At 71.9% G+C, this 20,527-nt stretch carries 15 protein-coding genes; 10 read left to right on the top strand and 5 right to left on the bottom strand.

Annotated elements, in window-relative coordinates; all coding sequences use genetic code 11:
- Positions 1–67 precede the first annotated feature (67 nt).
- From ACFYZA_RS31925 to ACFYZA_RS31915, 3 genes are all read left to right on the top strand, one after another.
- Complete coding sequence (locus ACFYZA_RS31925; RefSeq protein ID WP_382590289.1) at positions 68–1,300, top strand: arginine deiminase; 1,233 nt, start codon at positions 68–70, stop codon at positions 1,298–1,300.
- Positions 1,301–1,407: 107 nt separating this feature from the next.
- Positions 1,408–2,430, top strand: a complete 1,023-nt coding sequence (argF, locus tag ACFYZA_RS31920) for an ornithine carbamoyltransferase (RefSeq protein WP_382590292.1) — start codon at positions 1,408–1,410, stop codon at positions 2,428–2,430.
- A 156-nt stretch (positions 2,431–2,586) separates the two neighbouring features.
- Positions 2,587–4,029: an amino acid permease gene (locus ACFYZA_RS31915; protein WP_388494228.1), complete on the top strand. Its 1,443-nt coding sequence runs from the start codon at positions 2,587–2,589 to the stop codon at positions 4,027–4,029.
- Positions 4,030–4,083: 54 nt separating this feature from the next.
- Here the strand turns inward: ACFYZA_RS31915 and ACFYZA_RS31910 are convergent, their stop codons facing one another.
- Positions 4,084–4,521 carry an ATP-binding protein gene (locus ACFYZA_RS31910; protein ID WP_382590298.1) on the bottom strand — a complete coding sequence of 146 codons (438 nt, stop codon included), beginning with the start codon at positions 4,519–4,521 and terminating at the stop codon, positions 4,084–4,086.
- 269 nt (positions 4,522–4,790) lie between these two features.
- On the opposite strand from ACFYZA_RS31910, the gene ACFYZA_RS31905 reads away from it, so the two are divergent.
- A complete protein-coding gene (locus ACFYZA_RS31905; protein WP_388494227.1) occupies positions 4,791–5,618 on the top strand; it encodes an enoyl-CoA hydratase family protein in 828 nt (275 codons plus the stop codon).
- Positions 5,603–7,918 (top strand): bifunctional salicylyl-CoA 5-hydroxylase/oxidoreductase, encoded by a 2,316-nt coding sequence (locus tag ACFYZA_RS31900; RefSeq protein ID WP_388494226.1) that lies wholly within the window; start codon positions 5,603–5,605, stop codon positions 7,916–7,918. Before ACFYZA_RS31905 ends, ACFYZA_RS31900 begins: the two co-directional genes overlap by 16 nt.
- A gap of 24 nt (positions 7,919–7,942) precedes the next feature.
- Here the strand turns inward: ACFYZA_RS31900 and ACFYZA_RS31895 are convergent, their stop codons facing one another.
- Entirely contained in the window at positions 7,943–8,785 is an 843-nt protein-coding gene (locus ACFYZA_RS31895; protein ID WP_388494225.1) for a PaaX family transcriptional regulator C-terminal domain-containing protein, read from the bottom strand.
- A gap of 4 nt (positions 8,786–8,789) precedes the next feature.
- On the bottom strand, positions 8,790–10,406 hold the full coding sequence (locus tag ACFYZA_RS31890; protein WP_388494224.1) for an AMP-binding protein: 1,617 nt from the start codon (positions 10,404–10,406) through the stop codon (positions 8,790–8,792).
- Between the two features lie 132 nt (positions 10,407–10,538).
- On the opposite strand from ACFYZA_RS31890, the gene ACFYZA_RS31885 reads away from it, so the two are divergent.
- The gene (locus ACFYZA_RS31885) at positions 10,539–11,648 is read left to right on the top strand and encodes an acyl-CoA dehydrogenase family protein (RefSeq protein ID WP_388494223.1); all 1,110 of its coding nucleotides are present in this window, start codon (positions 10,539–10,541) and stop codon (positions 11,646–11,648) included.
- Positions 11,645–12,043: a RidA family protein gene (locus ACFYZA_RS31880; protein ID WP_382590317.1), complete on the top strand. Its 399-nt coding sequence runs from the start codon at positions 11,645–11,647 to the stop codon at positions 12,041–12,043. Before ACFYZA_RS31885 ends, ACFYZA_RS31880 begins: the two co-directional genes overlap by 4 nt.
- 137 nt (positions 12,044–12,180) lie before the next feature.
- Here ACFYZA_RS31880 and ACFYZA_RS31875 read toward each other — a convergent pair whose 3' ends face one another.
- Positions 12,181–13,569 carry an aminopeptidase P family protein gene (locus tag ACFYZA_RS31875; RefSeq protein ID WP_388494222.1) on the bottom strand — a complete coding sequence of 463 codons (1,389 nt, stop codon included), beginning with the start codon at positions 13,567–13,569 and terminating at the stop codon, positions 12,181–12,183.
- Between the two features lie 206 nt (positions 13,570–13,775).
- Here ACFYZA_RS31875 and ACFYZA_RS31870 point away from each other — a divergent pair, with 206 nt between their 5' ends.
- Positions 13,776–14,699: a dihydrodipicolinate synthase family protein gene (locus ACFYZA_RS31870; RefSeq protein ID WP_388494221.1), complete on the top strand. Its 924-nt coding sequence runs from the start codon at positions 13,776–13,778 to the stop codon at positions 14,697–14,699.
- Positions 14,700–14,719: 20 nt separating this feature from the next.
- Entirely contained in the window at positions 14,720–15,721 is a 1,002-nt protein-coding gene (locus tag ACFYZA_RS31865; protein ID WP_388494220.1) for a proline racemase family protein, read from the top strand.
- A 106-nt stretch (positions 15,722–15,827) separates the two neighbouring features.
- On the opposite strand, the gene ACFYZA_RS31860 is transcribed toward ACFYZA_RS31865, so the two are convergent.
- Complete coding sequence (locus tag ACFYZA_RS31860) at positions 15,828–17,354, bottom strand: helix-turn-helix domain-containing protein (protein WP_382590329.1); 1,527 nt, start codon at positions 17,352–17,354, stop codon at positions 15,828–15,830.
- Positions 17,355–17,773: 419 nt separating this feature from the next.
- Between ACFYZA_RS31860 and acnA the strand changes: the two genes are divergently transcribed.
- A complete protein-coding gene (acnA, locus tag ACFYZA_RS31855) occupies positions 17,774–20,503 on the top strand; it encodes an aconitate hydratase AcnA (protein WP_388494219.1) in 2,730 nt (909 codons plus the stop codon).
- The last annotated feature ends 24 nt before the right edge of the window (positions 20,504–20,527 follow it).

The following is a 20,527-nucleotide window of genomic DNA, read 5'->3' as shown; positions in this document are numbered from 1 at the left end:
GCCCGCCGCGCCGTGCGGCGGCCGTGTTCGCCGGGTGAGCGGGGCTGCCGCGGGACAGGATGGGGGCATGGGATTCCATGTCGATTCCGAGACCGGGCGGCTGCGCCGCGTCATACTCCACCGGCCAGATCTGGAGCTGAAGCGGCTCACGCCCGGCAACAAGGACGCGCTGCTCTTCGACGACGTGCTGTGGGTGCGCCGGGCCAGACAGGAGCACGACGGATTCGCGGACGTGCTCCGCGACCGCGGGGTGGAGGTGCATCTCTTCGGTGATCTGCTGCGCGAGTCGCTGGAGATCCCGGCGGCCCGGGCCCTGGTGCTCGACCGGGTCTTCGACGAGAAGGAGTACGGTCCGCTCGCGACGGACCATCTGCGGGCCGCCTTCGAGGAACTGCCCGCCGCCGAGCTGACGGAGGCGCTGGTCGGCGGGATGACCAAGCGGGAGTTCCTGGAGAGCCATCCGGAGCCGACCTCGGTGCGCTTCCACGCGATGGACCTGGACGACTTCCTGCTCGGCCCGCTGCCGAACCACCTCTTCACGCGTGACACCTCCGCCTGGATCTACGACGGCGTCTCGATCAACGCGATGCGCTGGCCCGCCCGGCAGCGCGAGACCGTGCACTTCGAGGCGATCTACCGCCACCACCCGCTGTTCAAGGGGCCCGGGGCGGGCCCGTTCAACATCTGGTCGCGCGGGCAGAGCGACTATCCCTCGACCATCGAGGGCGGGGACGTCCTGGTGATCGGCAACGGTGCCGTGCTGATCGGGATGAGCGAGCGGACCACCCCGCAGGCCGTGGAGATGCTGGCCCGCGGCCTGTTCGCGGCGGGCTCGGCGAGGACCATCGTGGCGCTCGACATGCCGAAGCGGCGGGCCTTCATGCACCTCGACACGGTGATGACGATGGTGGACGGCGAAACCTTCACTCAGTACGCGGGCCTGGGCATGCTGCGCTCGTACACGATCGAGCCGGGCGCGGGCGAGCAGGAGCTCAAGGTCACCGACCATCCGCCGGAGCACATGCACCGTGCGATCGCGGCGGCCCTCGGCCTCGACCGGATCCGGGTGCTGACCGCCACCCAGGACGTGCACTCCGCGCAGCGGGAGCAGTGGGACGACGGCTGCAATGTGCTCGCGGTGGAGCCGGGCGTGGTCGTCGCGTACGAGCGCAATGTCACGACCAATACGCATCTGCGCAAGGAGGGCATCGAGGTGATCGAGATCCGGGGCAGCGAGCTGGGCCGGGGGAGGGGAGGCCCGCGCTGCATGAGCTGTCCGGTGGAACGCGATGCCGTATAGTGATGCGCTCTTACGTATAGACTTCCACTATTATTGAGGACCGGACGCCGTCGCTCGCGGGACGCCGTCCTCCCGTCCGCCCCTATCCGTCCCCAGGAGCAGCCACCATGGCGATAGACCTCGCAGGCCGCCACTTCCTCAAGGAGCTGGATCTCACGGCCGAGGAGTTCCTCGGGCTGGTCTCGCTCGCCGCCGAACTCAAGGCCGCCAAGAAGGCGGGCGCCGAGGTCCAGCGGCTGCGCGGGCGCAATGTCGCGCTGATCTTCGAGAAGTCGTCGACCCGCACCCGCTGCTCCTTCGAGGTGGCCGCCGCCGACCAGGGCGCGTCGACGACGTACATCGACCCGGCCGGTTCGCACATCGGCAAGAAGGAGTCCGCGCGCGACACGGCCCGGGTCCTGGGCCGGATGTTCGACGCGATCGAGTTCCGGGGCGACGCCCAGGAGACCGTCGAGACCCTCGCCGCGCACGCCGGGGTGCCGGTCTACAACGGGCTGACCGACGAGTGGCACCCCACCCAGATGCTCGCCGACGTCCTGACCGTCACCGAGCACACCGACAAGCCGCTGGGCGAGGTGGCCTTCGCCTATCTGGGGGACGCCCGCTTCAACATGGGCAACTCCTACCTGGTCACCGGCGCCCTGCTCGGCATGGACATCCGGATCGTGGCGCCCCGGGCGTACTGGCCGGCCGAGGAGGTCGTGGCGCAGGCGCGCGAGGCGGCGGCGGTCAGCGGCGCCCGCGTCACCCTCACCGAGTCCGTCGAGGAGGGCGTGGCCGGCGCGGACTTCGTCGCCACCGACGTGTGGGTCTCGATGGGCGAGCCCCAGGAGATCTGGGCCGAGCGCATCAAGGCCCTCGCCCCGTACGCGGTGACGATGGACGTGCTGCGGGCCACCGGCAATCCCGGCGTCAAGTTCCTGCACTGCCTGCCCGCCTTCCACGACCTGGGCACCCAGGTCGGCCGGGACATCCACGAGCGGTACGGCCTGACGGAACTCGAAGTGAGCGACGAGGTCTTCGAGTCGGCGCACTCGGTCGTCTTCGACGAGGCCGAGAACCGGATGCACACCATCAAGGCGGTGATGGTCGCCACCCTCGGCGACGGTTCATCCGGCGCCGGCGCGTAGCCGCCGGATAGGAATGCGCCCGATTGGGTGCACATGCGGCGGGGTGGCTACTATGTCGCTTCTTGGTGGGGTCCGAGCTCGCACGCTCGGACCCCGCTTTCTTTTGTGCGCGGCCCCTGCCGGCCGTGGCGTACCACCAGGAATGAGAACCACCCCATGCGGCGCCCCCACCTCGCCTCCCGCCCCGCCCCCCAGCTGCGGATCAAACCGCCGCGCCGGCTGATCGCCGAATCCGGCGCGGACCTCGAAGGCCATGGCCTGCGCCGCACGATGGGGCTCTTCCAGCTCGTGTGCTTCGGCGTCGGCGCGATCGTGGGCACCGGCATCTTCGTCGGGCTCTCCGACAGCGTCGCCAAGGCGGGGCCCGCGGTGGTCCTGTCCTTCGCGCTCGCCGCGGTCACCTGCGTCTTCACGGCGTTCTCCTTCGCCGAGCTGGGCGGCGCGATCCCCGTCTCGGGCTCCTCGTACTCCTTCGCGTACGCCACGCTCGGCGAGCGCACCGCGTTCCTGGTCGGCTGGTGCCTGCTCCTGGAGTACGGCGTGTCGGTGTCCGCGGTCGCGGTCGGCTGGAGCCAGTACCTCAACGAGCTCCTGAACAGCCTCGTCGGCTGGCAGCTTCCGGACGCGCTCTCCGCGGGCCCCGGCGACGGCGGCGTGGTCAACCTGCCGGCCGTCGTCGTCATCCTGCTCGCCGCGACCCTCCTGGTGCGGGGCGTGCGGGAGAGCGCGCGGGCCACCGCCGCGATGGCCGTGCTCAAGATCGGGATCCTGCTGCTGTTCCTGGCGATCGCCTTCACGGCGTTCCAGGCCGGCCACCTCTCGCCGTTCGCGACCCATGGCGCGGGCGGGGTCACGGCGGGCGCCTCGCTGGCGTTCTTCTCGTACATCGGCTTCGACGCGATCACCACGGCCGGCGAGGAAGTGAAGGATCCGCGCAAGAACGTGCCCATAGCGATCATGATCTGCATCGGCCTGGTCACGCTGCTCTACTGTGCGGTCGCCGTGGCCGCGATCGGCGGGCTCGGCGCGGACGCGGTCGGCGACAAGCCTGCCGCGCTCTCGCTGATCGTCAACCAGGTCACCGACTCCACGGTCGGCGGCGGCGTCATCGCCTTCGGCGCGGTCGTCGCGATCGCGTCCGTGGTGCTCGCCGTGATGTACGGGCAGACCCGCATCCTGATGTCGATGTCCCGCGACGGCCTGGTGCCCCGCGTCTTCGAGCGGGTCTCGCCGAAGACCGCGACGCCGGCCGCCAACACCTGGATCGTCGCGCTGGTCTTCGCGGTCCCGGCCGCCTTCGCCTCCCTGGACGCGGTGGTCAACCTGACCACCATCGGCACACTCGCCGTCATGGCCGTGGTGAACATCGCGGTCATCGCGCTGCGCCGCGGCGAGCCGGACCTGAAGCGCTCGTTCCGGGTGCCGCTCTACCCCGCGAGCCCGATCCTGGGCGTCGGCTTCTGCCTCTACCTGATGTACGGGACCGGCTGGGCGACCTGGCTCCAGTTCGCCGCCTTCCTGCTGGCCGGCTCGCTGGTGTACTCCTGCTACGGCCGCAGCCGCTCGCGCCTGGCCGGCTCCGCCGGTCCGGAAGCGTGAGCCGGACCGCCTCGCCGTCCCGGCCCGTCCAGCGGCATGCGCCGCCCCGCCTCGTCAGCCCGGCCGGCTCGGGAGGGTGAACCAGACCGCCTTGCCCTGCGCGGTGGGGCGGTGGCCGCAGGCCGAACTCAGGGTGCGGATGAGGAGCAGGCCGCGGCCGTGCTCCTGCCAGGGGTCGGGCGGTCCGCCCGAGCCGGTGGTCAGGTCGCCCGGCGGCAGCGGCGAGCCGTCGTGCACCTCGACCTGGCAGCCGGACGCGAGCAGCTCCACCACCAGCTCGATCGGCGCCTCACCCGTGGTGTGCTCGACGGCGTTGGCGACGAGCTCGGCGGTCAGCAGCTCGGCCGTGTCGCTGTCGGCGGGCGCGTCGATGTCCGCGAGCGCGGTACGCACCAGGGCGCGGGCGATCGGCACGGCGGCCGTGGTGTGGGGGAGCGGGATGCGCCACGCGGAGGGGGCGGCGTTCCGGTCCGGGCCGGAGGGCTTCGGCAAGGCGACTGTGTCCGTTCGGGGCGCGAGAGGTCGTCGGGTTGCGTGGGGTCGTCCTGCTTTCAACCTTACGAAGCCGGGCCGCGACCCAGTAGAGGACCCCGGCCGCAGTGGCCGGGGCCCTGGGGCACCGGGACGCGGGACCTTGGCCCTGGCGGCGGGGAGCGCTTATCGCGTACTCGTGACGACAGTCACACATGAGTGATACCTTCGTCGGGCAGGCAGCGAAAGCAGTGGCGGCACCTGCCGTCCCGCCGAAGGAGGCCGCCCGGATGAGCCCCTTTCCCAGCTCCGCGTCGCCCACCGAAAACTGGCGCCATCTGCGCCTGACGGTGTCCGACGGAGTCGCGACCGTCACGCTGGCCCGGCCCGAGAAACTCAACGCGCTGACCTTCGGCGCCTACGCCGACCTGCGCGACCTGCTCGCCGAGCTGTCCCGGGAGCGCTCGGTGCGCGCCCTGGTCCTGGGAGGCGAGGGGCGCGGCTTCTGCTCGGGCGGCGACGTGGACGACATCATCGGCGCCACCCTGGCGATGAACACCGCCGAACTCCTCGACTTCAACCGCATGACCGGCCAGGTCGTCCGGGCGATCCGCGAGTGCCCCTTCCCCGTGATCGCGGCGCTGCACGGCGTCGCCGCGGGCGCGGGCGCGGTGCTCGCCCTCGCGGCCGACTTCCGCATCGCCGACCCCTCGGCACGCTTCGCGTTCCTCTTCACCAAGGTGGGCCTGTCGGGCGGCGACATGGGCGCGGCCTATCTGCTGCCCCGCGTCGTGGGCCTCGGACACGCCACCCGCCTGCTCATGCTGGGCGAGCCGGTACGCGCCCCGGAGGCCGAACGGATCGGTCTGCTCAGCGAGTTGACGGACGAGGGCCGCGCGGATGAGCGCGCCGCCGAACTCGCCCGCCGCCTCGCCGACGGCCCCGCCCTCGCCCACGCCCAGACCAAGGCGCTGCTCACCGCCGAACTGGACATGCCGCTCGCGGCCTCCGTGGAGCTGGACGCGGCGACCCAGGCCCTGCTGATGAACGGCGAGGACTACGCCGAGTTCCACGCGGCCTTCACCGAGAAGCGCCCCCCGCAATGGCAGGGGCGCTAGCGATGCCGGCCCGCCGCGCCGGGCGCGCCCCCCTCAAGATCGCGGTGATCGGCGGCGGCCCCGGCGGGCTCTACGCCGCGGCCCTGCTCAAGCGGCTCGACCCGGCCCGCGAGATCACCGTGTGGGAGCGCAACGCGCCCGACGACACCTTCGGCTTCGGCGTCGTGCTGTCCGACGAGACCCTCGGCGGGATCGAGCACGCGGACCCCGCCGTCCACCAGGCGCTGCGCGCCGAGTTCGTCCGCTGGGACGACATCGACATCGTGCACCGCGGCCGCACGCTCACCTCCGGCGGCCACGGCTTCGCCGCTCTCGGCAGGCGCCGGCTCCTGGAGATCCTGCACGAGCGCTGCCAGGACCTCGGCGTCGATCTGCGCTTTCGCGCCGAGGCGCCGCCCGCCGCCGAACTCGCCGCCGCCCACGACCTGGTGGTGGCCGCCGACGGGGTGCACAGCCTCACCCGTGAGGCGCACGCCGCGCACTTCGCGCCCGTGATCACCGCCCACCGCTGCCGCTACATCTGGCTCGCCGCCGACTTCGCCTTCGACGCCTTCCGCTTCGAGATCGCCGAGACCGAACACGGGGTGATGCAGCTGCACGGCTACCCCTACTCGGCCTCCTCCTCCACGGTCATCGTCGAAATGCGCGAAGAGGTCTGGACGGCCGCCGGATTCGCCACGCTCGACGAGGCCGCCTCCGCCGAGCAGTGCGCCAAGATCTTTTCCGACGCCCTCGGCGGGCGGCCCCTGCACGGCAACAACTCCTCGTGGACCGCCTTCCGTACCGTCGTCAACGAGCGCTGGTCGTACGGCAATACGGTGCTGCTCGGCGACGCGGCGCACACCGCCCACTTCTCGATCGGGTCCGGCACCAAGCTCGCCGTCGAGGACGCCCTCGCCCTTGCCGCGTGCATCGAGGAGCAGCCCGATCTGCCCGCGGCGCTCGGCGCGTACGAGAGCGAGCGCCGGCCCGTCGTCGCCTCCACACAGCGCGCGGCCGCCGCCAGCCTGCGCTGGTTCGAGGAGCTTGAGCGCTATCTCGACCAGCCCGCCCGGCAGTTCGCCTTCAACCTCCTCACCCGCAGCCGCCGGGTCACCCACGACAACCTCCGTCTCCGTGACCCCCGCTTCACCGACTCCGTGGAGCGCGAGTTCGGCTGCCCGCCGGGGACCCCGCCCATGTTCACCCCCTTGCGGCTGCGCGGCCTCGAACTGAACAACCGTGTGGTGGTCTCGCCCATGGACATGTACTCCGCCGTGGAGGGCGTCCCCGGCGACTTCCACCTCGTCCACCTGGGCGCCCGCGCCCTCGGCGGCGCCGGCCTGGTCATGACCGAGATGGTGTGCGTCAGCCCCGAGGGCCGCATCACCCCGGGCTGCACCGGCCTCTACACCCCCGAACAGGCCACCGCCTGGCGGCGGATCGCGGACTTCGTCCACGAGCAGGCGCCCGGCACCGCCTTCGGCGTCCAGCTCGGCCACTCCGGGCGCAAGGGCTCGACCAAGCTGATGTGGGACGGCATGGACCAGCCGCTCGACGCCGGCAACTGGCCCGTCGCCGCCGCCTCCCCGCTCCCGTACCTGCCCGGCGTCAGTCAGGTCCCGCACGCCCTGGACCGCGCGGAACTCACCAGGATCCGCGAGCAGTTCACGGCGGCCGCCCGCCGGGCCGCCGACTGCGGCTTCGACCTCCTCGAACTGCACTGCGCCCACGGCTACTTGCTCTCCGGCTTCCTCTCCCCTCTCACCAACCAGCGGACGGACGAGTACGGCGGTTCCCTCGCGGCGCGCCTGCGCTTCCCCCTCGACGTCTTCGACGCGGTGCGCGAGAACTGGCCGGCCGAACGGCCCATGACGGTCCGCCTCTCCGCCACCGACTGGGCCGAGGGCGGCACCAGCGCCGAGGACGCCGTCGAGGTCGCGCGCGCCTTCGCCGCACACGGAGCCGACGCCATCGACGTCTCCACCGGCCAGGTCGTCCCCGAGGAGCGACCCGAGTTCGGCCGCTCCTACCAGACCCCGTACGCCGACCGGATCCGCAACGCGCTGGGCGTCCCCGTCATCGCGGTGGGAGCCATCTCGTCCTGGGACGACGTCAACTCCCTTCTCCTGGCGGGCCGCACCGACCTGTGCGCCCTGGCCCGGCCGCACCTCTACGACCCCCACTGGACCCTGCACGCCGCCGCCGAGCAGGGCTATGCGGGCCCCGGCGCGAGCTGGCCGCTGCCCTACCGAGCGGGCAGCCGCACCCCGCCGACGGGCCGCACGGACGCCCCGCGGCCGCGCCTCAGCCTGAGCTGACGCCCCCGCGAGAGGCCGCGAGCGCTACTCACGGCCCGGCAGCGTGCCCCGTACGAACGCGGCGCCGGCCTCGCGCAGCAGCCCGTGCAGCTTCCCGAACACCTCCGCGGAACGGGCGCCGGGCCAGCCACGGGGCAGCAGCTCGGCGGGCAGGCCCGGATCGGCGTACGGCAGCCGGCGCCAGGAGTCGAGGGCGAGGAGGTAGTCCCGGTAGGCGGCCTCGGCGTCGGCCGGGGTGCCGGCGCCGGCGGCCGAGGGCGACTCCCAGGCGCGCAGCACCGGTGCGTGGCGGTCCAGGAAGTCCTCGTGCTGCTTGGCGATGGCGGGCAGGTCCCACCAGCGGGCGACCGCCTCGGCGGTGGGCGCGAAGCCGAGGTGCTCACCCCTGAACAGCTCGACGTACGGCGCGAGTTGGAGCCGTTCCAGGGTGTGCCGGGTCTCGTCGTACAGCCGGGCCGGGGCGAGCCAGACGCCCGGCGCGGCGGCGCCGAAGCCGAGCCCGGACAGGCGCGAGCGCAGTACGTGCCGCTTGCTGCGCTCGGACTCGGGGACGGAGAACACCGCGAGCACCCACCCCTCGGCGGCCCCCGTCGAGGGGCGGGCGTAGATGCGCCGGTCGCCGTCGTCCAGGAGCTGGCGGGCGTCGGCCGACAGGGCGTAGCCCGCCGCTCCCGCCTCGGTCGGCCGGGCCTCCAGGAGCCCGCGCCGTTTCAGCCGGGAGACCGACGAGCGCACGGAGGGCGCGTCGACGCCGACTGCCGCGAGCAGCCGGATCAGCTCGGCCACCGCGAGGGAGCCGGAGGTCTCGCGCCCGTAGGCGCCGTACAGGGTCACGATCAGAGATCGGGGGGTGTGCTGCTCGGCCACGCGATCACTCTAGTTCCCGCAGCCGGAAGCGCTGGAGCTTGCCGGTGGGCGTGCGCGGCAGGGCGTCCAGGAAGACGATCTCGCGCGGGCACTTGTAGGGCACGAGCTCCCTCTTGACGAAATCGCGCAGCAGCGTTCTGGTGTCCTCGTCCCGCGCCGCGTCCGGTCTCAACACGCAGTAGGCGACGGCCACTTGGCCGCGCCGCTCGTCGGGCCGCCCCACCACGGCGGCCTCCGTGACGAGGGGGTGGCGCAGCAGGGCGTCCTCGACCTCGGGGCCCGCGATGTTGAACCCGGCCGAAATGATCATGTCGTCGGCGCGTGCCACGTACCGGAACCAGCCGTCGCCGTCGCGCACATACGTGTCACCGGTGATGTTCCAGCCGTCGCGGACGTAGACGCGCTGGCGTTCGTCGGCGAGATAGCGGCAGCCGACCGGGCCGCGCACGGCGAGCAGTCCCGGCTCGCCGTCCGGCACCGGCTGCCCCTGGGCGTCCACCACACGGGCCTGCCAGCCGGGTACGGGCCGTCCGGTGGTGCCGGGCCGGATGTCCTCGTCGGCCGCCGAGATGAAGATGTGCAGCAGTTCGGTGGCGCCGATCCCGTTGATGATGCGCAGCCCGGTGCGCTCCTCCCAGGCCCGCCAGGTCGCCTCGGTGAGGTTCTCGCCGGCCGACACACAGCGCCGCAGGGCGCTCAGGTCGTAGGCGTCGAGCTCGTCCAGCATCGTGCGGTAGGCGGTCGGCGCGGTGAACAGGACGGAGACCCGGTGCTCGGCGAGTGCGGGCAACAGCTCGCGCGGGCCCGCCTGTTCGAGCAGCAGGGCCGAGGCGCCGGCCCGCAGCGGGAAGACGACGAGACCGCCGAGCCCGAAGGTGAAGCCGAGCGGGGGGCTGCCCGCGAAGAGGTCGTCGGGCGTGGACCCCAGCACCTGGGCGGCGAACGTGTCGGCGATGGCCAGGACGTCGCGGTGGAAGTGCATACAGCCCTTGGGCCGTCCCGTCGTGCCCGAGGTGAAGGCGATCAGGGCGACGTCGTCGGCCGAGGTGTCCACCGCCGCGAAGCGCGCGGCGGGCGCCCGCTCGACCAGGTTCAGGAGATCGCCGGGCCCGTCGCCCCCGTACGCCGTGATGGCGAGACCCGGCGCCCCGGCCCGCTCCAGGTCGTCCAGGACCCGGGCGTCGCACAGGGCGTGGCTGATCCGCGCGATGGAGCACATGACGCCCAGCTCGTGGGCGCGCTGCTGGGCCAGTACGGTGACGGCGACCGCGCCCGCCTTCATCACCGCCAGCCAGCACGCGGCCAGCCACGGTGTGGTCGGCCCGCGCAGCAGCACCCGGTTGCCGGGCACCACGCCGAGCTCCCCGGTCAGCACGTGGGCGATCCGGTCGACCCGGTCGCGCAGTTCCCGGTACGTCCAGACCTCGCCCTCGCCGGTGCGGAAGACGGGGCGGTCCTCGCCGAAGCGCTCGATCGTGGCGTCCAGGAGTTCGGCGCCGCAGTTGAGCCGATCGGGGTAGTGCGGCCCCGGCGGTCCAAGGACGAGGCGCGGCCACTGGTCGGTGGGCGGCAGGTGGTCGCGGGGAAAGGTGTCGGCGTGCGCCGAGGTCTTCAGCTCCATACGGGATCGCCCCCTTGTCGCCTCTGGAGCGTATCGTTTGGCTGACGACAGTCAACAGTTCGCGATAGAGCGGTCCCTCTCGTAGTCGCGGCCGAGTGGGACAGTCGGAACCCGAGTCGGAAAGGGGTGGCCATGCCCGGATTCGCGCTGGCACCGGACCAGCTGGAGTGGTGCGGGGAACTGCGGGTGCTCGCCGGGGCGCGGCTGCGCCCCCTTGCGGACAAGGGTGAGCCAGGCCGGGTGAACCGGCCACTCGTCGAGGCGCTCGGCGAGCACGGTTTGCTCGCCCGCCTCTTCGGCTCCGGCGCGCTCGATCTGTGCCTGATGCGCGAGTCGCTGGCGTACGCGTGCACCGAGGCGGAGACCGCCCTCGCCCTCCAGGGCCTCGGCGCGCACCCCGTCGCCGCGTACGGGACGCCGGCGCAGCGCGAGCGCTGGCTGCCCGAGGTGACGGCGGGCCGCGCGGTCGCCGCCTTCGCGCTGAGCGAGCCGGACGCGGGCTCGGACGCGGCGGCGCTGAGCCTCAACGCCGTATCGGACAACGGCGGTTGGCGCCTGACCGGGGAGAAGTGCTGGATCTCCAACGCCCCCGAGGCCGACTTCTACACCGTCTTCGCCCGCACCACGCCGGACGCGGGCGCGCGCGGCGTCACCGCCTTCCTGGTCCCCGCCGACCGTCCCGGCCTGACCGGCACCCCGCTCGACCTGCTCTCCCCGCACGCCATCGGCAGCCTCGGCTTCGACGGCGTGCCGGTGGGCGCGGACGACATCCTGGGGGAGCGGGAGGGCGGCTTCCGGGTGGCGATGAACACGCTCAACCTGTTCCGGCCCAGCGTCGGGGCGTTCGCCGTCGGCATGGCGCAGGCGGCCCTCGACGCCACCCTCGAACACACCGCGCACCGCACTGCGTTCGGCGGCCCCCTCAAAGACCTTCAGGCCGTCGCCCACCGGGTCGCCGACATGGCGACCCGCACCGAGGCCGCCCGGCTCCTGGTGTACGCGGCGGCCGCCGCGTACGACCGGGGGGACGCCGGCATCGCACGCGGCTCGGCCATGGCGAAGCTGTTCGCCACCGAGGCCGCGCAGTACGTCGTGGACGCGGCCGTCCAGCTCCACGGCGCCCGCGCGCTGCAACGCGGGCACCTGCTCGAACACCTCTACCGCGAGGTCCGCGCGCCCCGCATCTACGAGGGCGCGAGCGAAGTGCAGCGCACGATCATCGCGAAGGAGCTGTACCGGTGAGCCTTGACCGAGTGAACCCCGCCGCGCTGTCCCCGGCGACCGGCTTCAGCCACGCCGTCGTCGCCACGGGCTCGCGCCTGGTCTTCCTCGCCGGGCAGACCGCGCTCGACGGGGACGGCAAGGTGGTGGGCGCCACGCTGCCCGAACAGTTCCGCACCGCGCTGGCCAACCTCCTCGCGGCGCTGGCCTCGGCCGGCGGCACGCCGGGCGACCTGGCCCGCGTCACCGTGTACGCGACGGACGTCGCCGACTACCGGGAGCGGGCCCGCGAACTCGGCGCGATCTGGCGGGAGTTGGCGGGCCGGGACTATCCGGCGATGGCGGTGATCGGCGCGGTGCGGCTGTGGGACAGCGCGGCCCTGGTCGAGCTGGACGGGTTCGCGGTCCTGGAGTAGGCCGGGGTCGGGCCCGGAGCGGTCCTGGTGCTGGCCCCGGAGTCGCGCGCCGGTCACGTGGGGCCGGGCGCTGGTCACATGGGGCCGGGCGCCGTTTACGCGGGGCCGGGAGCCGGGCACATGGGGCCGGGCGCCGGTCACGCGGGGCCCGGCGAGCCGCCCTCCAGCAGGCCTCCCATCCACTCCTCGATCCCCGCGACCGACCTCGGCAGCGCTCCCGACATCAACTCGGCGCCGGTCTCCGTGATGACGAGGTCGTCCTCGACGCGCACGCCGATCCCGCGCAGTTCGGGCGGCAGGGTCTCGTCGTCCGGCTGGAGGTAGAGGCCGGGCTCGACGGTGAGGACCTGGCCGGCTTCGAGGACGCCGTCGAGGTACGTCTCGGCCCGGGCCTTCGCGCAGTCGTGCACGTCGAGGCCGAGCATGTGCCCGCTGCCGCACAGCGTGTAGCGGCGGTGCAGCTCGCCGGAAGCGCTCTTCAGGACGCCCCATTCGGCGAGGCCCCCGGCGATCACGGCCATCGCGGCCCGGTGGAAGTCGCGGAAGGCGGCGCCCGGCCGCAGCGCCCTCATCCCCGCGTCCTGTGCGGCCAGGACCAGTTCGTACACCTGGCGCTGGACGGGGGAGAAGCGGCCGGACAGCGGGAGGGTGCGGGTGATGTCGGCCGTGTACAGCGTGTCGGTCTCCACGCCCGCGTCGAGGAGGAGCAGCTCCCGGGGGTCGAGCCGCCCGTCGTTGCGGATCCAGTGCAGCACGCAGGCGTGCGCCCCGGACGCGGCGATCGTCTCGTACCCGGTGCCGTTGCCCTCGGCGCGGGCCCGCGTCCCGAAGACGCCTTCGAGCAGCCGCTCGCCCCGCGCGTGGGCGAGCGCGCGCGGCAGGGAGCGTACGACGTCCTCGAAGCCCGCCGTGGTGTGGCCGACGGCCAGCTGGAGCTGAGCCACCTCCCAGGCGTCCTTCACCAGCCTCAACTCGCTCAGCACGGAGGCCAGTTCGGGATCGGTGGCCGCGTCGCGGCCGGGCGGCAGGGCGTCCAGTCCCGCCACGTGGACGCAGCGGATGCCCGTCAGGCGTTCGGTCTCGGCGAGGTCGGGGCGCCGGCCCACCCAGAACTCCCCGTACCGCCGGTCGCGGTAGAACGCGCCGTCGCCCTCCGCGCGCGGCGAGCGCGGCCGCAGGTACAGGACCGCCTCGTGACCCGCGCCGGACGGCTCCAGGACCAGGACGTGGCCCGGCTGGTCCTCACCGGTCAGGCCGGTCAGCCAGGCGTACGCGCTGTGCGGGCGGAAGCGGTGGTCGCAGTCGTTGGAGCGGACCCTCAACTCGCCCGCCGGCACGAGGAGTCGCTCGCCCGGGAAGCGCGCGGACAGCCGCGCCCGGCGCTGCCCGGTGACCTCGAACCCGGGCACCCGGGCGTCCTCGGGCAGCGGGGTCGGGGCCCAGCCACCGCTCATGAAGGCGGCGAGTTCGGGGCCCACGGGAAGGTCGTGGCTGCCGGTGTTGAGGGGCGCGGGGCGCTCGGCCATCGGGTCTCCCGGGGTGGGGGTGAGTGAGGGCGGATGCAGTGCAATGTCACATTACTACGTCGGCGCAAGTGGAGCCTGGGGCGGGAGGTGACCCCAAGTCCCGCTCGCGGCGCTGCCATTGGAGGCGAACGAAGCGAGGTCGCAACCCTTGTGGGCGGTCGCGACATCTCAGTAAAATGTCACACACCACACTAGGGAGTTCGACCATGACGACCACGACATCCGCGGCGCCTGCGCCCCCGCGCCCGCGCCCCTGGCACGGGATCCTCGTCGCGACCGCGCTGCCCCTGCGCTCCGACCTTTCCGTCGACTTCGCCTCCTACGCCCAGCACGTGCGCTGGCTGATCGACAGCGGCAGCGACGGCGTCGTGCCGAACGGCTCGCTCGGCGAATACCAGACCCTGTCCGACGAGGAGCGCGCCCGCGTCGTGCACACCGCCGTCGAGGCGGCGGGTGACGGCGACCGCGTGATGGTGGGCGTCGCGGCCTACGGCAGCGCGGAGTCCCGCCGCTGGGCGGAGCAGGCCGCCGGGGCGGGCGCGGGCTCGGTGCTGCTGCTCCCTCCGAACGCCTACCGCGCCGACGAGCGCTCGGTCCGCGCCCACTACGCGGAGGTCGCCAAGGCGGGGCTGCCCGTCGTCGCCTACAACAACCCGTACGACACGAAGGTCGACCTGACGCCCGCGCTGCTCGCGCAGCTCCACGCCGACGGCAGCATCGTCGCCGTCAAGGAGTTCAGCGGCGATGTCCGCCGGGCCTACGAGATCGCCGAACTCGCCCCGGAACTCGACCTGTTGGCGGGCGCGGACGATGTGCTCCTGGAGCTGGCACTGGCCGGCGCGGTCGGCTGGATCGCCGGTTACCCCAACGCGCTGCCCGCCGCCTGCGCCCAGCTCTACCACGCGGCCGTCGCCGGCGACCTCGCCACCGCCCGGCCCCTCTACCGCGCGCTGCACCCGCTGCTGCGCTGGGACTCCAAGACCGAGTTCATCCAGGCCATCAAACTCTCCATGGACGTGGCGGGCCGGCCCGGCGGACCCGTGCGGCCGCCCCGCCAGCCGCTCACCGCCGACCAGGACGCCGTGGTGCGCGCCGCCACCGAGAAGGCACTCGCCGAAGGCCACAAGTAGCCATTGCGGAAAGGGAGTTCATGCGGACCCGACACGTCTACCACGCGGTCGACTCGCACACCGAGGGCATGCCGACCCGCGTCATCACCGGCGGCCTCGGCGTCGTCCCCGGCGCCACGATGGCCGAGCGGCGGCAGTACTTCACGGACCACCTCGACCACGTGCGTACGCTCCTGATGTACGAGCCGCGCGGCCACGCCTCGATGAGCGGCGCGATCCTCCAGCCGCCGACCCGCCCCGACGCGGACTACGGCGTCCTCTTCATCGAGGTCTCCGGCGCGCTCCCGATGTGCGGCCACGGCACGATCGGGGTGGCCACGGTGCTGGTGGAGACCGGCATGGTGGCGGTCACCGAGCCCGTCACCACCGTGCGCCTGGACACTCCGGCGGGCCTGGTGAGCGTGGACGTACGGGTCGAGGACGGCGAGGCCCGCGCGGTCACCCTGACCAACGTGCCCGCGTTCTGCCTGGCGCTCGACCGCAAGGTCGAGGTCCCCGGCCTCGGCACGGTCACCTACGACCTGGCCTACGGCGGCAACTTCTACGCCTTCGTCGAACTCGAAGCGCTCGGCCTGCCCTTCGCGCGGGACCGCAAGGACGAGCTGCTCGCCGCCGGGCTCGCCGTCATGGACGCCGTCAACGCGGCCGAGCCCCCGGTACACCCCGAGAACCCGGAGATCGCCGGGGTCAAGCACGTCTACCTCGCGGCCCCGGGCTCCGACGCGACGCGCTCGCGGCACGCCATGGCCATCCACCCGGGCTGGTTCGACCGCTCGCCGTGCGGCACCGGCACCTCCGCGCGCATGGCCCAGCTGCACGCCCGCGGCGAGCTGCCCCTGCACCGGGACTTCACCAACGAGTCCTTCATCGGCACGGAGTTCACCGGCCGCCTCATCGCCGAAACGAGAGTCGGCCCCCTCCCCGCGGTGACCCCCACGGTCACCGGCCGAGCCTGGATCACGGGCACGGCCCAGTACTTCCTGAACCCTTCCGACCCGTTCCCGGCGGGGTTCCTCATGTGACGGCCGGGGGCCGGGCTCGTGGGGTGCGTCGGCGGCGCCGGCAGAGACAAGGAAGGGCGGGCGCCGACCGGCACCCGCCCCTCCGTACACCTGCTGCTTCGGGAACCTAGATGTCCCGGAAGATCTCGATCTGCGCCCCCACCGAGTTGAGCCGCTCGGCCAGGTCCTCGTAGCCGCGGTTGATGACGTAGACGTTGCGCAGTACGGACGTGCCCTCGGCGGCCATCATGGCGAGGAGGACCACCACCGCGGGGCGCAGGGCCGGGGGGCACATCATTTCGGCGGCGCGCCAGCGGGTCGGGCCCTCCACCAGGACCCGGTGCGGGTCGAGGAGTTGGAGGCGGCCGCCGAGGCGGTTGAGGTCCGTGAGGTAGATCGCGCGGTTGTCGTACACCCAGTCGTGGATGAGCGTCTTGCCCTGGGCCACCGCCGCGATCGCCGCGAAGAACGGCACGTTGTCGATGTTGAGGCCGGGGAACGGCATCGGGTGGATCTTGTCGATGGGCGCCTCCAGCTTGGAGGGGCGCACGGTGAGGTCGATCAGCCGGGTGCGCCCGTTGTCGGCGGCGTACTCGGCGGTGCGGTCGTGGTCGAGGCCCATCTCCTCCAGGACCGCGAGCTCGATCTCCAGGAACTCCACCGGCACCCGACGGATCGTCAGCTCGGACTCGGTGACGACGGCCGCGGCCAGCAGGCTCATCGCCTCGACCGGGTCCTCGGAGGGGGAGTAGTCGACGTCGACGTCGATGTCGGCCATGCCGTGCACGGTCAGGGTGGTGGTGCCGATGCCCTCGACCTTGACGCCGAGCGCCTCCAGGAAGAAGCACAGGTCCTGGACCATGTAGTTGGAGGAGGCGTTGCGGATGACGGTGACGCCGTCGTTGCGGGCGGCGGCGAGCAGCGCGTTCTCGGTCACGGTGTCGCCGCGTTCGGTCAGCACGATCGGGCGGTCGGGCGCGGTGCGCGACACCTCGGCGTGGTAGATCCCCTCGGTGGCCGTGATGTCCAGGCCGAACCGGCGCAGCGCGATCATGTGCGGCTCGATGGTGCGGGTGCCGAGGTCGCAGCCGCCGGCGTACGGCAGCCGGAAGCGGTCCATGCGGTGCAGCAGCGGGCCGAGGAACATGATGATGGAGCGGGTGCGGCGGGCGGCCGCCGCGTCCATCGCGTCGAGGTCGAGCACGGCCGGCGGCACGATCTCCAGGTCGGTGCCCTCGTTGATCCAACGGGTGCGCACGCCAATGGAGTTGAGGACTTCGAGGAGGCGGTAGACCTCCTCGATGCGGGCCACCCGGCGCAGCACCGTACGGCCCTTGTTGAGCAGCGAGCCGCAGAGCAGCGCGACACAGGCGTTCTTGCTCGTCTTGACGTCGATCGAGCCGGAGAGGCGGCGGCCGCCCACGACCCGCAGGTGCATGGGGCCCGAGTACCCGAGCGAGACGATTTCACTGTCGAGCGCTTCCCCGATGCGCGCGATCATCTCAAGGCTGATGTTCTGGTTCCCCCGCTCGATGCGGTTCACGGCGCTCTGGCTGGTGCCCAGAGCCTCGGCCAACTGCGTCTGTGTCCAGCCCCGGTGCTGCCGGGCGTCACGGATGAGCTTGCCGATGCGTACGAGGTAGTCGTCTGCCATGGGGGCAGGTTATCTCAGATATGAGATGACGCTCGCGCCCAGAGGGGCCAACGGGGTGAGGAACCGTCAATTCCGATACTGCGACTTCCGTACCGGGGCGGCAAACGGAAGGGGTCCATCCGGGGTCGGGGATTTTCCGGGTGCCGGGCGTGTCGCGCGCCGCGACAGTGGGAGGCGGAGGCGAACGTGTCCTGCGTCACCGGGACGGCTTACGGGCGCCACCGGGACGGCGTACGCCGTCCGGTCGCCGCCGCCCGCGCATGACCTACCGGCGGCCATGTACTAGAGTTATCTCGACATCGAGATATCTACCGGGGCGCACCGCAGCCGACGCTCGGTAAGGGTTACCTAACTTAGCCTTACCTCAGCGAATCGACAACATGTCGTGGCGGCAGGATTGTGGTGGAACGCGCACACTTATGAAGGAGACTGTCGTGTCGGCGAACAGCTTCGACGCCCGCACCACGCTGAGCGTGGGCGACGAGTCGTACGAGATCTTCAAGCTGGACAAGGTCGAGGGCTCCGCGCGCCTCCCTTACAGCCTGAAGGTTCTCCTGGAGAACCTGCTCCGCACCGAGGACGGCGCGAACATCACCGCCGACCACATCCGGTCGCTCGGCAACTGGGACTCCCAGGCCCAGCCCAGCGAGGAGATCCAGTTCACGCCGGCCCGCGTGATCATGCAGGACTTCACCGGCGTGCCCTGCGTCGTGGACCTCGCCACCATGCGTGAGGCCGTCAAGGAGCTCGGCGGCGACCCGGCGAAGGTCAACCCGCTCTCCCCGGCCGAGCTGGTCATCGACCACTCCGTCATCGCCGACAAGTTCGGCACCAAGGACGCGTTCGCGCAGAACGTCGAGCTGGAGTACGGCCGCAACAAGGAGCGCTACCAGTTCCTGCGCTGGGGCCAGACCGCCTTCGACGACTTCAAGGTCGTCCCGCCGGGCACCGGCATCGTCCACCAGGTCAACATCGAGCACCTGGCCCGTACGGTCATGGTCCGGGGTGGCCAGGCCTACCCGGACACCCTGGTCGGCACCGACTCGCACACCACCATGGTCAACGGCCTCGGCGTGCTCGGCTGGGGCGTCGGCGGCATCGAGGCCGAGGCCGCGATGCTGGGCCAGCCGGTCTCGATGCTCATCCCGCGCGTCGTCGGCTTCAAGCTGACCGGCGAGCTGAACCCGGGCACCACCGCGACCGACCTCGTCCTCACGATCACCGAGATGCTGCGCAAGCACGGCGTCGTCGGCAAGTTCGTCGAGTTCTACGGCGAGGGCGTGGCGGCCACGAGCCTCGCCAACCGCGCCACCATCGGCAACATGTCGCCGGAGTTCGGCTCCACCGCCGCGATCTTCCCGATCGACGACGAGACGCTGAAGTACCTGCGCCTGACCGGCCGCGACGCCCAGCAGGTCGCCCTCGTCGAGGCGTACGCCAAGGAGCAGGGCCTCTGGCTCGACCCGGCCGCCGAGCCCGACTTCTCCGAGAAGCTGGAGCTCGACCTCTCCACGGTCGTCCCCTCCATCGCCGGCCCGAAGCGCCCCCAGGACCGCATCGTCCTCGCCAACGCCGCCGAGCGGTTCGCCCAGGACGTGCGCAACTACGTCGAGGACGACGACGAGGCGGGCAAGGAGTCCTTCCCGGCCTCCGACGCCCCGGCCACCACCAACGGCGTGCCGACCCGGCCCACCCCGGTCACCCTCGCCGACGGCACCACCTTCGAGCTCGACCACGGCGCCGTCACCGTCGCCGCGATCACCTCCTGCACCAACACCTCGAACCCGTACGTGATGGTCGCCGCGGCGCTCGTCGCGAAGAAGGCCGTGGACAAGGGCCTGACCCGCAAGCCGTGGGTCAAGACCACCCTCGCCCCGGGCTCGAAGGTCGTCACCGACTACTTCGACAAGGCCGGCCTCACCCCGTACCTCGACAAGATGGGCTTCAACCTCGTCGGGTACGGCTGCACCACCTGCATCGGCAACTCCGGTCCGCTGGACGAGGAGATCTCGAAGGCGATCAACGAGCACGACCTCGCGGTCACCTCGGTGCTCTCCGGCAACCGCAACTTCGAGGGCCGGATCAACCCCGACGTCAAGATGAACTACCTGGCGTCCCCGCCGCTGGTCGTCGCGTACGCCATCGCCGGTTCGATGAAGGTCGACATCACCACCGAGGCGATCGGCACCGACACCGAGGGCAACCCGGTCTTCCTCAAGGACATCTGGCCCACCGAGGCCGAGGTCAACGACGTCGTGGCCAACGCCATCGGCGAGGACATGTTCAACAAGTCCTACCAGGACGTCTTCGCGGGTGACGCGCAGTGGCAGTCGCTGCCGATCCCGACCGGCAACACCTTCGAGTGGGACCCGCAGTCCACCTACGTCCGCAAGCCCCCCTACTTCGAGGGCATGACGATGGAGACCACCCCGGTCTCCGACATCGAGGGCGCCCGCGTCCTGGCGAAGCTGGGCGACTCGGTCACCACCGACCACATCTCCCCGGCCGGTGCGATCAAGGCCGACACCCCGGCCGGCAAGTACCTCACGGAGCACGGCGTCGAGCGTCGCGACTTCAACTCCTACGGCTCGCGCCGTGGCAACCACGAGGTCATGATCCGCGGCACGTTCGCCAACATCCGCCTGCGCAACCAGATCGCGGAGGGCACCGAGGGCGGCTTCACCCGCGACTTCACCCAGGCCGACGCCCCGGTCTCCTTCATCTACGACGCCTCGCAGAACTACCAGGCCGCCGGCATCCCGCTGGTCATCCTGGCGGGCAAGGAGTACGGCTCGGGCTCGTCCCGCGACTGGGCCGCCAAGGGCACCGCGCTGCTCGGCGTCAAGGCCGTCATCGCCGAGTCGTACGAGCGCATCCACCGCTCGAACCTCATCGGCATGGGCGTCCTGCCGCTGCAGTTCCCGGAGGGCGCCACCGCCGCCTCGCTCGGCCTCACCGGCGAGGAGACCTTCTCCTTCACCGGCGTGACCGTTCTGAACGACGGCAGCACCCCGCGCACCGTCAAGGTCACCACCGACACCGGCGTCGAGTTCGACGCGGTCGTGCGCATCGACACCCCCGGCGAGGCGGACTACTACCGCAACGGCGGCATCATGCAGTACGTGCTGCGCAGCCTGATCCGCAACTAGGCACGGGCGAAGCACCAGCGACGA

It is taken from the genome of Streptomyces sp. NPDC001828 (genome assembly GCF_042892175.1).
Lineage (GTDB): Bacteria > Actinomycetota > Actinomycetes > Streptomycetales > Streptomycetaceae > Streptomyces.
Note: the sequence above shows the minus strand (reverse complement) of the source record. Positions and strands in the feature narration are given on the sequence as shown.